Below are 13,219 nucleotides of genomic sequence, written 5' to 3'. Positions count from 1 at the left end.
CGCCGGGTCAGTGAAACAAATGTCATCTGACAGAACGCTTTCGCGAGCAGGCTCGCTCCCACAGGGGCTGAGGCGGTTTCAACAACCGCGAACACCATTATTCCGAATACTGTCCGAGAGCCTTCCATGCCCGAATCCGCCCACGTCATCCGCGCCCCGATCGCCCGCAAGGCAGCCGGTGCCGACCCGTATGCCTGGCTGCAGGAACGCGACACCGACGCGGTGCTCGACTACCTCAAGGCTGAAAACGCCTATCAGGAAGCACAGACCGCCGATCAGGCCGGCCTGCGCGAAAGCCTGTTCGAGGAGATCAAGGGCCGGATCCTCGAAACCGACCTGTCCCTGCCCTCGCCCTGGGGCCCGTATCTGTATTACACGCGCACCACGGCGGGTGACGAGTACGCCCGCCATTACCGTTGCCCGCGTCCGGCCGACGACAGCCTGATCCTCGACGAAAGCCGCGAGCAACTGCTGCTCGACCCGAACGTTTTGGCCAACGGCGGCTTCTTCTCGCTCGGCGCGTTCAGCATCAGCCCCGACCACCAGCGTCTGGCCTACAGCGTCGACGCCTCGGGCGACGAGATCTACACGCTGTTCGTCAAGGAGCTGGCCAATGACAAGGTCAGCGAACTGGAATTTCAGGACTGCGACGGCAGCATGACCTGGGCCAACGACAGCCTGACGCTATTCTTCAGTGTGCTCGACGACACCCATCGCCCGCACAAACTGTTTCGCTATCGCCTCGACGGCACCGCCGCCGAAGAGGTGTTCCACGAGCCGGACGGGCGTTTCTTCCTGCATTGCTACCGCTCCAGTTCCGAGCAACAATTGCTGCTGACCCTGGGCAGCAAGACCACCAGCGAAGTCTGGGCGCTGGACGCGCATCAGCCGCACCTGCCCTTCACTTGCCTGGCGCCACGGGTCGAGGATCACGAATACGATGTCGACCACGGCGCGCTGGATGGCGTGTGGACCTGGTTCATCCGCACCAACCGTGACGGCATCAATTTCGCCCTGTATCAGGCGCCGGACACCGGTGTGGTACCGAGCGAAGCCGACTGGCAGAAGCTGATCCCGCACAGCGACACGGTGATGCTCGACGGCGTGACGCTGAACACCGCGGCCATGACCCTGAGCCTGCGCGAAGGCGGTCTGCCGATCATCGAAGTTCATCCGCAAGGCCAGACGCCGTATCGCGTGCAATTGCCGGACGCGGCTTACAGCCTCTATGTGCAGAACAGCCTGGAGTTCGAGAGCGACCGCATCCGTCTGCGTTACGAGGCGCTGAATCGTCCGGCACAGGTGCGCCAATTGCTGCTGGCCAGCGGCGAGCAAACCGTCCTGAAAGAAACCCCGGTGCTCGGCCCGTTCGACGCCGACGCCTACGTCAGCCAACGCCTGTGGGCCACCGCGCCGGACGGCACGCAGGTGCCGATCAGTCTGGTGATGAAACGCGAAATGGTCGGCAAACCAGTGCCGCTGTACCTGTACGGTTATGGCGCCTACGGTTCCAGCCTCGACCCGTGGTTCTCCCACGCACGCCTGAGCCTGCTGGATCGCGGCATGGCCTTCGCCATCGCCCACGTGCGTGGCGGTGGTGAGCTGGGCGAGGCGTGGTATCGCGCCGGCAAACAGGAACACAAGCACAACACCTTCAGCGACTTCATTGCCTGCGCCGAATTCCTGATCCTCAACGGCATCACCACCGCCGAGAAACTGGCGATCAGCGGCGGCAGCGCTGGCGGCCTGTTGATTGGCGCGGTGCTCAATCAGCGCCCGGACCTGTTCGGCGTGGCGATTGCCGAAGTGCCGTTCGTCGACGTGCTCAACACCATGCTCGACCCGGACTTGCCGTTGACCGTCACCGAGTACGACGAGTGGGGCAACCCTGAAGAGCCGGAGGTCTACGAGCGGATCAAGGCGTACGCGCCGTACGAAAATGTCACAGCGCAGGATTACCCGGCAACCCTGGTCATCGCCGGCTACAACGACAGCCGCGTGCAGTACTGGGAAGCGGCCAAGTGGGTGGCGAAACTGCGCGCGACCAAGACCGACGACAACCTGCTGCTGCTCAAGACCGAACTCGACGCCGGGCATGGCGGAATGAGCGGGCGTTATCAGGGATTACGTGACGTAGCGCTCGAATATGCATTTGTGTTCAAGGTTTTGGGCCTGGCCTGAGGAACTCCGTCGGTCACTTGGGTCTTAACTCCAGACCCCGGTGGTCGATACACCACAGATCCCATTGTGGGAGCGGGCTTGCTCGCGAATGCGGTGGGTCAGTCGACACTGATATTGACTGAACCACCGCATTCGCGAGCAAGCCCGCTCCCACAGGGGTCCGTGTAGTGCCTGAAAACCGTGAAAACAATAAAGACCGCAACGACATGTCAGAACCGACCTTACTGAACAACGAAATTCGCGACTGGCTGATGGATTGTGGCCTGTTCGATCAATTGCAACTGGCGGACTTCGCCGCGGCCTCGGGCTACTTCAGCATCAGCACCGTGGCGGAGGGCGAAGCGATTTTCCGTGAGGGTGATGCCGGCAGTTTCATGTGCATCCTCCACACCGGCCAGGTCGCCGTGCAAAAGACTGGCCCCGACGGCCAGGTCATCACCATGGCCACCCTGCGCAGCGGTCGGGCGTTCGGGGAAATGGCGGTGCTCGATGGCGAACGCCGCTCGGCCACCTGCATCGCGGCGAGCAATTGCCAACTGCTCAACCTGGGCAAGGACTCGCTGGAAAAAATGCTCAACGACGCGCCGAAGATCGCCGCCAAGATCATCCGCGCCCTCGCCGTGTCCCTCTCCAAACGTCTGCGCATGGCCGACGGCCAACTGGCGGCGCAACAGGTTTAACCGCCGGGAGATTTGGTCTTGGTGCTGCCCGGTTCGATGCCCGGCACCGGTTGATCCTTGCTCGGCGGGCTGGGCATTTCGATCGGCACCAGCGGCGGGCTGCCACTGCCGGCGCCGGCCTTCGGTGCGCTGATCGGGGTGATTTGCGGATACGGCGTCGGTGTGGCGGTTCCCGGCGAGCCGGGTTGCGGCGTCGGGCTGACCGGAATGGTCTGCTGCGCCTGCACTGCAGTAATCGAGAGCGCGGCCAGGGCAATGACCGTTAGAATGGTGCGCTTCATCAAGGGCTCCGTTTGGCCTTTAGTCTGCGCTCAGGCTACTCCCAACGGGCCTGCTTGCCTTCCCCCTTGTAGAGATTTCCATGAAACGTTTCGTTTTGCTCGACACCACGCCGATCCCTGACAACGGTGGCGCCCTGTGCCTGTTCGAGTATGGCGAGGATTTCGTCATCAAGATCCAGGGTGGCGACGGCGGGCAATTGATGAACACGCGCATGCACGGTTCGGAAGATGCGCTGGCCGAGATCCCTTGCCGCAAGGTCGCCGGCCGGCCGAATTCGCGGGTGCTGATTGGCGGTCTGGGCATGGGCTTCACGCTTGCCTCGGCGCTCAAGCACCTGGGCAAGGGTGCCGAAGTGGTGGTCGCCGAACTGGTGCCCGGCGTGGTCGAGTGGAACCGTGGGCCGCTCGGTGAAAAATCCGGGCGACCGTTGCTCGATCCGCGCACGGTGATCCGTCAGGACGACGTGGCCAATGTGCTGCAAAGCGAGCCAAATGGCTTCGACGCGATCATGCTCGACGTCGACAACGGTCCCGAAGGTTTGACGCAGAAGGCCAACAGCTGGCTGTACTCGGCCGCTGGTCTGAACGCCTGCGCCAAGGCGCTGCGCCCCAAGGGTGTGCTGGCGGTGTGGTCGGCCAGCGCTGACCGGCAGTTTTCCGACAAATTGAAGAAGGCCGGGTTCAAGGCCGAAGAAGTCCAGGTGTTCGCCCACGGCAACAAGGGCACCCGCCACACGATCTGGATTGCCGAGAAGCTCAAGGGCTGAGCTAAACTCTGCACATAACCGTCATTAGTCTTTTTACAAAGGTGAACCCATGAGTTCGTCCACCCCGACCAACACGTCGAAGCTCGATCGCATCCTTGCCGACAACCAGCGCGACAAGGAAATGGGCTACCGCGACAAGGCCCTGAAGATGTACCCGCACGTCTGCGGCCGCTGCGCCCGTGAGTTTTCCGGCAAGCGCCTGAGCGAACTGACCGTGCACCACCGCGACCACAACCACGACAACAACCCGCAGGACGGCTCGAACTGGGAGCTGTTGTGCCTGTACTGCCACGACAACGAACACTCGCGCTACACCGACCAGCAATATTTCGGCGACGGCTCGCTGAGCACGCCAAAAATCGCCAAGGCCACGCATAATCCGTTTGCTGCCCTCGCCGGGTTGATGAAAAAAGAAGACTGATCTTCATTGCCATTACTGGCCCCATCGCTGGCAAGCCAGCTCCCACAATGATTTTGGTCGCTCACAAATTTTGTGAACACCCAAGATACCTGTGGGAGCTGGCTTGCCAGCGATGAGGCCAGACCAGACACAACAGATCTCGAATCTGCCCGCCCTCCCCCAATCCCCGTATAATCGCCCTCTTTTTCCCGAAGGCACCCCGCTCGTGGCAGACAAACGTTACAGCTGCATTGGTTTGTACAACCCCAAATCACCGGAGAACGTCGGTTCGGTGATGCGCGCCGCAGGCTGTTACGGCGTGGCGTCGGTGTTCTACACCGGCAAGCGTTATGAACGCGCCGCCGATTTCGTCACCGATACCAAGCGCGTGCATTACGACATTCCGCTGATCGGCATCGACGACCTGAAAAAGATCCTCCCGCTCAACTGCGTCCCGGTCGCCGTGGAACTGGTCGAGGGCGCCCGCCCGTTGCCCGAATACACCCACCCGGATCGTGCGCTGTACATCTTCGGCCCGGAAGACGGCTCGCTGGATAAAGAGATCCGCGACTGGTGCGAAGACGTCGTGTACATCCCGACCACCGGCTGCATGAATCTGGCAGCCACGGTCAACGTCGTGCTCTACGACCGCATGGCCAAGGGCCTGAATACCCGCTCCGGGCCGAAATTCCGCTGAAACGTCGCACATCCGATGGAACGAGCCGGCCGCTGCGGCAGTCAGCTTATCTATCTATTGCACATTGCCTGGGAGACAGATCATGACCGAACTCAAACGCGTCCAACGTATCGATTCCACCCCGTTCCAGAGCCCGACCGAGCAGAACGTCCAGGGCTGGGAGCGCATCGGCTCGCTGGCCGGTGGCGTCATCATGGTCGGCAAAGGCCTGCGCCGTGGCGGCGTGTTCGGTCTGATTCAGGTGGCGATTGGCGGCGTGGCGATGGCCCGTGGCATCACCGGGCACAGCTCGGTGAAAAGCCTGCTGGAGAAAAGCCGTGAGGACATGAATAACGTGCGGGCGAAGATCGAACGGGCCGGGGAAGAACTGAGCCAGCTCAAGGCCAATGCCGAAGCGGCGACCAGCACCGCGACAGTGACCGGCAATGATTCGGTGAAATCGCCGAAGGCTGGGGTTTGAGCCTGAATTTTCGGTGAGGCTTCTGGCCTCTTCGCGAGCAAGCCCGCTCCCACATTGAAAGCTGGAATGCGATCAAAAGTGGGAGCGGGCTTGCTCGCGAAGGCGGTATTACTGAAGTAATGCGCTATCGAGGACTTTGGAAGACTCGCCCAGAACACTCTCGGCCAGTTGCACAAACTCCTTGGTACTCACCGTCCCCAGATGCATCGCCCCGCGCAACACATCATCCAGCGAACGTTTGTTGCGCGTCTTCAAGCGAATCTCGCGATCGAGTTCCTGCAGCACCACCACCGCTTTGGCAACTTGCGCCGGGCTGATCTGCTCGCCGCGCAGGGACGTAACTTTCTGACTTTCCCTGTTCAGCTTCGACTGCAACGCCTGATAGCGCTCATCGCTCATGCCCCCGGCACGCCGCACCAGTTCGATCGCGTAGTACTCGGCAAAGCCTTCGCTGATCCAGTCGCTGCGCTGCTCGTCATTGATGCGCCCGAACACCTGCGCCAGCTCACGTACCAGCGCACTGCTGCCGCTCTCGCTGACCAGTGGCAACCGCGTGTTCACGTAAATGGACTCATGTGCGCCGAGGCTGCCGCGCCACATCGGGTCGTTGGCACCGACGATCAGCAGTTTTTTCGGATGCCGGGGATAGATCGCTTGCACCTGCGGCCAGACGAACGTCAGCAAGGTCAGCACATCCATGCGGCGCATGCCCTGCCCTTGCGGTGAGGCCACGGTGACTTCGGTTTCGCCCAGACGCGTGCGACGGCTGCCAAGGTGACCGGCGAGCATCCAGCCGGTCGGGCGGTCGAACAGGCGTGAAGGGTTGTCGATGCGGAATTTGTTCTTGCCGATGCGTGGCCAGGCGGTTTCAACGCTTTGCCAGCCATTGGGCAGTTCAAATTGCAGACGCGACACCAGCTCGACGCCATCTTGCTGATCGAGCTTGGCCGGCGGCACCAGATCATCACCGCGCAGCAGCGCCCAGGTCGGGGTCATGCGCGTGTCGAAGCTGCCGCTCTTGCGGCCGTGGCTGATACTGACGCGATAAGTCAGGCTGGGCTTGTCGCCGATCGGGCGCCAGAGGCCCCGGGTCTGTTTGCCCGGGGTCAGTTGCCACTGGCCGTCGGCCTTGAAGTCGCTGTAATGGCTGCCGTCACCGAGGTCAAAGTCGAGACTGCGCACCGCTTCACCTTTGGCCAGGGTCAGGCGTACTTCGGCCTGATCGCTTTGTGGCAACAGGCGTACGTGGTAATCCAGATCGACTTTCTTTGCCGCCCACACTGGTGCGCTTAGCGCCAGCAGGCCGATCAGCGATGCCCGCAGCAATCCCCCAGCCATACACACTCCTTGTTGAATCCTGGAACTCTTGGTGCTTAACCAGCCCGGAAAATCAGGTGATCTTCCCAGTCGTCCTCCGGCACGCTGCCTTCGGCGAGCATGCGCCCGGACTGGGAAATCCGTTCGTGGTGCACGGCGTCACGATCGCCGCACACCAGGTGGTGCCACAGCGGCAGATCCTTGCCTTCACTGACCAGACGATAACCGCAAGTCGGCGGTAGCCATTTGAATTCTTCGGCCTGGCCAGGAGTGAGCTGGATACAGTCCGGGACAAACTTGATGCGATTCGGGTAGTCGCTGCACTGGCAGGTTTTCAGGTCCAGCAGTTTGCAGGCGATGCGCGTGTAATAGACGCTGTTGTCTTCTTCATCTTCGAGTTTCTGCAGGCAGCACAGACCGCAGCCGTCGCACAGCGATTCCCATTCCTCGTGATCCAGTTGCTCGAGGGTTTTGCGTTTCCAGAACGGTTCGACTATGGCGGCCATGGTTCAAGCATCAACATCAGGTGGTGAAAAGGCCGCCAGTCTAGTGCCCAAGGCCTTGCGGGCCAAGCGCTGGCGACTGTCGGTAAATCGCGCTTGTCAGCCGAATCGCCGCCCAGTAGGGTTTTGCCACGAATTCATGACTCAAACACAGCAAGGAATCTTTCGATGAGTGCCAACCCTCGCGTCGCCGATTACGCCATTCACCCGCAGTTCACCGACCGCTGGTCGCCCCGCGCCTTCACCGGCGAAGCGATCCCGGAAGAAACCCTGCTGAGCTTTTTCGAAGCCGCACGCTGGGCGCCGTCGGCCTACAACTCGCAGCCATGGCGCTTTCTGTATGCGCGCCGTGACACGCCGAACTGGGGACGCTTCCTGGGTCTGCTGAATGAATTCAACCGCAGCTGGGCGCAACACGCTTCGGCGCTGGTGATCGTGATTTCGAAAACCACCTTCACCGCACCCGGTGCCAGCGAAGAGTCCCCGGCGCTGTGGCACACCTTCGACACCGGCTCGGCCTGGGGCCACCTGGCGCTGCAAGCGAGCATCAGCGGCTGGCACACCCACGGCATGGCCGGTTTCGATCAGGAGCTGACCCGCAAGGAGCTGAACATTCCGCAAGGTTATGCGCTGCATGCGGCGGTCGCGATCGGCAAGCTGGGTGACAAGGCGACCCTGGCCGAATACCTGCAGGCTCGTGAAGAGCCGAGCCCGCGTCGCCCGCTGAGCGAGTTGGTGGCGGAAGGCGACTTCACCCTCTAAGCCAGCACAAAAACAAATGTGGGAGCGAGCCTGCTCGCGAAAGCGGTGTGTCAGACAACGATGATGTTGGCTGACACTCCCCCTTCGCGAGCAGGCTCGCTCCCACAGTTTACTCGGCGAACATTCAGTAACCGCGGTTGAAATCCACTTCCCCGCGCAACGCTTCTCCCGCTTGATACGCCTTCAGGTTTTCGACGAACAACTGCACCATCAACGCCGGCGACGTCGGTGCCGAGCTGTGCCCGGTCAGCAGCAGGCCCCAGGCGGTCCAGAACGGATGGCGTTGCGGCAATGGCTCCTGACGGCAGACGTCGATCACCGCGCCCGCCAGATGCCCTTCCTTCAGGGCTTCCACCAGATCCGCATCAACCACCGCCACGCCGCGCCCGACGTTGATGAACAACCCGGTAGGCTTGAATTGCTTGAACAGCGCCGCATCATAAATGTCGTGGGTGTGCTCGGTATTCGGCAGCAGATTGACCACGTAATCGACCGCGCCGACCAGTCGTGGCAGATCCGCCATCGAGCCGACTTCGACGAACGGCGCCTGCTCGCGCGCGCTGCTGGCGATGCCGTACAGCTCGACGCCAAACGGCAGCAGAAACTGCGCCACGCTCTGGCCGATATCGCCGGTGCCGACGATCAGCACCTTGCGCCCGACCAGACTCTGGCCGGTGCGGTTGTCCCACTTGCGCTCGACCTGGCTGACCAGACGCGCCAGCACTTCCCGCTCGTGGCCAAGCATGTAGGTCAGCACGTATTCGGCCATCACCTGACCGAAGATCCCCACCGCGCGGGTCAGGCGGTAATCGCGGCGCAAGCCATCAGCGAGCAGCGGCGTGATGCCGGCCCAGGTCGATTGCAGCCATTGCGGCTGGTGGCCCTGACGCAGCAGGGTCGCCAGCAGATCCGGCTGCCCCAGCCACACCGGGCAATCGGCCGCCTGACGGGCCAGTTCGGCGGAGTCGCCACTGGTCAGTACTTCAAGTTCGGGGGCCGCCTGACGCAGCAGCCGGGCGTACACCGCGTGGTCGTGTTCAGCAATCAGAACGCGCATCTTCAAACCTTTCGCAAACCGTGCAGGCAACCGCCGAAGGAGTCGCGCTCCTTCGTGGCGGTCGTCGCCGTAAAATCAGTTCCAGGGGGGCAAGAGGCCCAGAACAGGGCCTCGCAGATCAGACCGGGTCGTTGCGTCGCAGCAATTCTTCGGGCAGGTGTTCGATGTACTCGTCCTCGGCCGGCGGCATCTGCAAGTGATAACCCTGCTTGTCGAGGTTTTCCAGAACCACGACGATGTCCTCGCTGGCCAGCTTGCGCTCAGGCGACAGCACCAGATCGAAGGCATGTTTCGGCTTGCCGAACGCCAGCATCAGGGGTTCCGGCACACGCTCCAGAGCATCGCTCTTGAGCACATAAAGGTACATTCCGCTTCGCTTGGAGCTTTGGTAAATGGAGCAAATACGTTTCAAGGCTGTTCTCCGGCGGTGGCCAGGCTGTCGAGCAGCTTCTGGCCCATGAGTTCGCGGCGCCAGCCACGCAGCGACTCAGGCAATTGATAAGGACCCTCGGGGAAGCCGCTTTTGACCAGCGCTTCGAGGGTTTTCTTGCGCAGCATCAGTTCCGGGGCGATGCCCAGGCGTTCGGCTTCGACCTGGCCGAGGGCGCGCAGTTGCTTGATCAGCGCTGCCGCTTCGACCGGCAATGGTTCCGGCACCGCCGGCGGCCATTGATCAGGCCCCACACTGCCAGAGCGCTTGATCAGATCAAGCAGAAATTGGCCGTCCTGACGCACGGTACGCGGGTGCATGTCTTCGATCTTGCCCAGCGCGGCGAGGTTGTCCGGCTGCGTGCGGGCCAGCGGCCACAGCGAGTGCTCACGGACGATGCGGTTGCGCGGCAGATCACGGGCACGCGCTTCTTTTTCACGCCAGGCGCACAACTCACGCAGCACCGCCAGTTGCGCACGGGACAGTTTCCACGCCAGTTTGGCTTCGCGGTAGACCTCGTACGGGTCGGTCTCGCGGCGCAGGTTGGCGACCAGTTCGGCGCCGTCCTCCAGCACCCAGGCGAATTTGTCGTCGGACAGTTTCGGCCGCAGCTGTACGAAAACTTCCGCCAGATGCACTGCGTCTTCAGCGGCATAGCTGATTTGTGTGTCGGAAAGTGGACGCTGCAACCAGTCGGAACGGGTTTCGCCCTTCGGCAACTCAATGCCCAGCACTTCCTGCACCAGCCGCGAATAGCCCATCGAGAACCCGAGGTTCAGGTAGGCCGCCGCCAGTTGCGTGTCGAACAACGGCGCCGGCAGGCTGCCGGTCAGACGCAGCAGCACTTCGAGGTCTTCGCTGCAGGCGTGCAGGACTTTGAGCACCGCCGGGTTTTCCAGCAACGCCGCCAGCGGCTGCCAGGCGTCGATGGTCAGCGGATCGATCAGGTAGGCGCGTTTGCCATCGCCGACCTGCAGTAAACCGGCAATCGGGTAGAAGGTGTCGACCCGCATGAATTCGGTGTCGAGGGCAACGAACGGCAGTTGCTGCCACTCGGCGCAAAACTGCGCGAGGCTTTCGTTGTCGCGAATCCAGTGAATATCGATGGCCACACGGCTCTCCCTTGAAGAATGGCGCGCAGTATATATCGCCGCCGGCGTTTTACGCGCCTGCGCTGGGCCAGAGCTGTAACGAAATGTCCTGCCAGAAAGAAAGAATAGTCTTACAGCGTGGTCAGCAAGAGGAATCCGAACCTACCCGTGCAGGAGAGTCATATTTAATTTTTAAATAATGCTCGGGAAATCTGATTTGCCGATTAGTACGCTGCGCCGCCTAATCGACAGCCTCCGCAATCCAGAGTCTGCCGATGGAACACGTCCGCGCCCCCGCTCGCCCCGCTGCCTGGCTGATGTTCGGGATCATTCTCGTCGCACTCAATCTGCGCCCATCCATGGCCGCCGTCGGGCCGTTGCTGTCGGCAATTCGTGGCGATATCCCGCTGAGTTTCAGCGTGGCTTCGCTGCTGACCATGCTGCCAGTGATGGCGATGGGACTGGCGATGTTTTTCGGTATCGGCATCAGCCGGCGCCTGGGCGAGCAACGCACGGTGATCCTGTCATTGTTGATCATCGGCCTGGCGACGCTGTCGCGGCTGGTGCTCGATTCGGCACCGCAGTTGATTGGCAGCGCGGTGCTGGCCGGGATGGGTATCGCCCTGATTCAGGCGCTGATGCCGGTGCTGATCAAGTCACGCTTCCCCGACCATGTGGCGCTGTGCATGGGCCTGTATGTCACATCGATCATGGGCGGCGCCGCGCTGGCCGCCTCATTTTCGCCGCTGGTGCTGGGGCAGACCGGCAGCTGGCGCATCGGGCTGGCAATCTGGGCGGCACTGGCCTTGCTCGCGTTGCTGGTCTGGTGGACACCGTCGATCCCGTCATCCATCCAAAACACGCCTGTAGGAAAAGAGTCCTTCACGCGTAATTCCCGCGCCTGGCTGCTGGCCCTCTTCTTCGGGCTCGGCACGGCGTCCTACACCTGCGTGCTCGCCTGGCTGGCGCCGTACTACGTGGAACAGGGCTGGAGCGAACAGCAGGCCGGGCTGCTGCTGGGTTTTCTGACCGCCATGGAGGTGATTTCCGGGCTGCTGACGCCGGCCATCGCCAACCGTAGCCGTGATCGCCGTGCCGTCCTCGCAGCGTTACTGTTGCTGATCATCGGCGGCTTCTGCGGATTGATCCTCAGCCCGCAACACCTCAGCCTGCTGTGGCCGTGCCTGTTGGGGCTGGGGATTGGCGGCTTGTTTCCGATGAGCCTGATCGTCTCCCTCGATCACCTCGACAACCCGCAGCGCGCCGGCAGCCTGACCGCGTTCGTGCAAGGCATCGGCTACTTGATCGCCGGGCTTTCGCCGCTGCTGGCCGGAATCATCCGCGACCGTCTCGGCAGCTTCGAATGGGCCTGGTGGTCGCTGACCGCAGTGATGGTGGTGATGCTGCTGATAGTGCTGCGCTTTGACCCTCGGCTGTACGCCCGACACATCCGTTGAAGCCGAATGCCGCCGCTGGGCTAGAGGCCTGTTGCCATCTTTTTGCGGTTTATTTGTCGACGTCGTGTTGCTAAAAGTTTCTGTCCCACTGGCGACATTGAAACGTCCTACAGGGCTTTGTCCTGGCACCATCGTTCCGCTACGATCATGCGCACACGTTTGCGCGGATTCAGCGCAAGGAGCACAGCGGGACGGAACGGATGCTGAACAGTAACTTGCTTCGAAAGCTCGACATGCAGGACCTCATGGTGTTTATCGCCGTGTATGAGCAAAGCAGCGTCACGGATGTCTCGGAGACGCTGTGCGTCAGCCAGTCCACTGTCAGCTATTGCCTGAAAAAATTGCGCACCAGTTTCGAAGACGAGTTGTTCATCAACACCCGCACGGGCATGCGTCCCACCTACAAGGCCGGCACCATGTACGGCCATGTGCAGAAGATCCTCGAAAGCATCAACCTGTGCCACGCCGGCGCCCCGGTCTTCGATCCGACCCGGCAAGCGGTGACCTTCAATATCTGCGCCCCGGAATACTTCGAGCAATTGGTGCTGCCACGGCTGTTGAAGCGTTTCGACTTCGACGATTTGCCGGTGGTGGTCAACATGCACAAGTTCGAGACCGATGTGCCCGCCGACGAACTGCGCGACGGCAGCCTCGACCTGGTGATCTGTTTCGGCCCCAACTTCCACCGCAGCCACACCGACCTGAAATCGCGGATGCTGCTGGAGGACGATCTGGTCTGCGTCTTCGACAAACGTGCCACGCCGCTGGAACCGCGCCTGAGCCTGCAGGCCTTCACCGAGCGGCGCCATGTGTTCCCGACCCCGTGGACTTCCACCACCAACATGGTCGATGGCTGGCTGGCGCGTCAGGCGCAGAAACGGCAGATCGTCGCGCGTTCCAACAGCTACAGCGCGGCATTGAAGATGATCACCGGCACCGACTTCATCCTCACCCTGCCCCGGCGCATCCAGCGCCTGCTGACCAACGACGCGGTGTTCAATCACTGCGAGGCGCCGAACGGCCTGCCGGGGTTTACCCTCGACATGCAATGGAGCCAGAACGCCGATCAGGACAGCGCCAACGTCTGGCTGCGCGAGCAGGTGATCAAGGTGTGCAGTGAGCTGGAAGCGGCCTGA

Annotated in this window: 15 protein-coding genes; 9 read left to right on the top strand and 6 right to left on the bottom strand. The window is 61.8% G+C overall.

Annotated elements, in window-relative coordinates; all coding sequences use genetic code 11:
• Positions 1-126 precede the first annotated feature (126 nt).
• Together AC3WMV_RS23685 and AC3WMV_RS23680 are read left to right on the top strand one after the other, a co-directional pair.
• On the top strand, positions 127-2,181 hold the full coding sequence (locus AC3WMV_RS23685) for a S9 family peptidase (protein WP_103369833.1): 2,055 nt from the start codon (positions 127-129) through the stop codon (positions 2,179-2,181).
• Positions 2,182-2,387: 206 nt separating this feature from the next.
• A complete protein-coding gene (locus AC3WMV_RS23680; RefSeq protein ID WP_007969596.1) occupies positions 2,388-2,861 on the top strand; it encodes a cyclic nucleotide-binding domain-containing protein in 474 nt (157 codons plus the stop codon).
• Here the strand turns inward: AC3WMV_RS23680 and AC3WMV_RS23675 are convergent.
• Positions 2,858-3,142, bottom strand: coding sequence for a hypothetical protein (locus AC3WMV_RS23675; protein ID WP_024164429.1), 285 nt, complete (start codon positions 3,140-3,142; stop codon positions 2,858-2,860). The two genes, AC3WMV_RS23680 and AC3WMV_RS23675, sit on opposite strands and share 4 nt — an antisense overlap.
• Positions 3,143-3,222: 80 nt before the next feature.
• Here AC3WMV_RS23675 and AC3WMV_RS23670 point away from each other — a divergent pair, with 80 nt between their 5' ends.
• The 4 genes from AC3WMV_RS23670 to AC3WMV_RS23655 all read left to right on the top strand — a co-directional run bounded on the left by AC3WMV_RS23670 (position 3,223) and on the right by AC3WMV_RS23655 (position 5,466).
• A complete protein-coding gene (locus tag AC3WMV_RS23670) occupies positions 3,223-3,909 on the top strand; it encodes a spermidine synthase (protein WP_097086703.1) in 687 nt (228 codons plus the stop codon).
• Positions 3,910-3,958: 49 nt separating this feature from the next.
• Positions 3,959-4,330: a YajD family HNH nuclease gene (locus tag AC3WMV_RS23665; RefSeq protein ID WP_003222612.1), complete on the top strand. Its 372-nt coding sequence runs from the start codon at positions 3,959-3,961 to the stop codon at positions 4,328-4,330.
• 205 nt (positions 4,331-4,535) lie between these two features.
• The gene (locus AC3WMV_RS23660; RefSeq protein ID WP_007911337.1) at positions 4,536-5,006 is read left to right on the top strand and encodes an RNA methyltransferase; all 471 of its coding nucleotides are present in this window, start codon (positions 4,536-4,538) and stop codon (positions 5,004-5,006) included.
• Positions 5,007-5,088: 82 nt separating this feature from the next.
• Positions 5,089-5,466: a YgaP family membrane protein gene (locus tag AC3WMV_RS23655; RefSeq protein WP_096796610.1), complete on the top strand. Its 378-nt coding sequence runs from the start codon at positions 5,089-5,091 to the stop codon at positions 5,464-5,466.
• 108 nt (positions 5,467-5,574) lie between these two features.
• Here AC3WMV_RS23655 and AC3WMV_RS23650 read toward each other — a convergent pair whose 3' ends face one another.
• Together AC3WMV_RS23650 and AC3WMV_RS23645 are read right to left on the bottom strand one after the other, a co-directional pair.
• Positions 5,575-6,804, bottom strand: a complete 1,230-nt coding sequence (locus AC3WMV_RS23650; protein ID WP_103368280.1) for a hypothetical protein — start codon at positions 6,802-6,804, stop codon at positions 5,575-5,577.
• Positions 6,805-6,839: 35 nt separating this feature from the next.
• Positions 6,840-7,289 carry a YcgN family cysteine cluster protein gene (locus tag AC3WMV_RS23645; RefSeq protein ID WP_098967686.1) on the bottom strand — a complete coding sequence of 150 codons (450 nt, stop codon included), beginning with the start codon at positions 7,287-7,289 and terminating at the stop codon, positions 6,840-6,842.
• 165 nt (positions 7,290-7,454) lie between these two features.
• On the opposite strand from AC3WMV_RS23645, the gene AC3WMV_RS23640 reads away from it, so the two are divergent.
• Positions 7,455-8,048 carry a nitroreductase family protein gene (locus tag AC3WMV_RS23640; RefSeq protein WP_103368279.1) on the top strand — a complete coding sequence of 198 codons (594 nt, stop codon included), beginning with the start codon at positions 7,455-7,457 and terminating at the stop codon, positions 8,046-8,048.
• 124 nt (positions 8,049-8,172) lie between these two features.
• Here AC3WMV_RS23640 and AC3WMV_RS23635 read toward each other — a convergent pair whose 3' ends face one another.
• The 3 genes from AC3WMV_RS23635 to rnd all read right to left on the bottom strand — a co-directional run bounded on the left by AC3WMV_RS23635 (position 8,173) and on the right by rnd (position 10,647).
• Positions 8,173-9,105 (bottom strand): D-2-hydroxyacid dehydrogenase, encoded by a 933-nt coding sequence (locus AC3WMV_RS23635; RefSeq protein WP_003222601.1) that lies wholly within the window; start codon positions 9,103-9,105, stop codon positions 8,173-8,175.
• Positions 9,106-9,223: 118 nt separating this feature from the next.
• Positions 9,224-9,517, bottom strand: a complete 294-nt coding sequence (locus AC3WMV_RS23630) for a YcgL domain-containing protein (RefSeq protein WP_097086697.1) — start codon at positions 9,515-9,517, stop codon at positions 9,224-9,226.
• The gene (gene rnd / locus AC3WMV_RS23625) at positions 9,514-10,647 is read right to left on the bottom strand and encodes a ribonuclease D (RefSeq protein ID WP_027614515.1); all 1,134 of its coding nucleotides are present in this window, start codon (positions 10,645-10,647) and stop codon (positions 9,514-9,516) included. The genes AC3WMV_RS23630 and rnd overlap by 4 nt, the downstream gene beginning before the upstream one ends.
• Before the next feature lie 254 nt (positions 10,648-10,901).
• Here rnd and AC3WMV_RS23620 point away from each other — a divergent pair, with 254 nt between their 5' ends.
• Positions 10,902-12,083 (top strand): cyanate transporter, encoded by a 1,182-nt coding sequence (locus tag AC3WMV_RS23620; protein WP_103368278.1) that lies wholly within the window; start codon positions 10,902-10,904, stop codon positions 12,081-12,083.
• Positions 12,084-12,283: 200 nt separating this feature from the next.
• A complete protein-coding gene (locus tag AC3WMV_RS23615; RefSeq protein WP_045122326.1) occupies positions 12,284-13,219 on the top strand; it encodes a LysR family transcriptional regulator in 936 nt (311 codons plus the stop codon).

The sequence above is a fragment of the Pseudomonas sp. FW305-3-2-15-E-TSA4 genome, assembly GCF_058787295.1.
The sequence above is the reverse complement of the archived record's forward strand: the minus strand, read 5'-3'. Positions and strand labels throughout refer to the sequence as shown.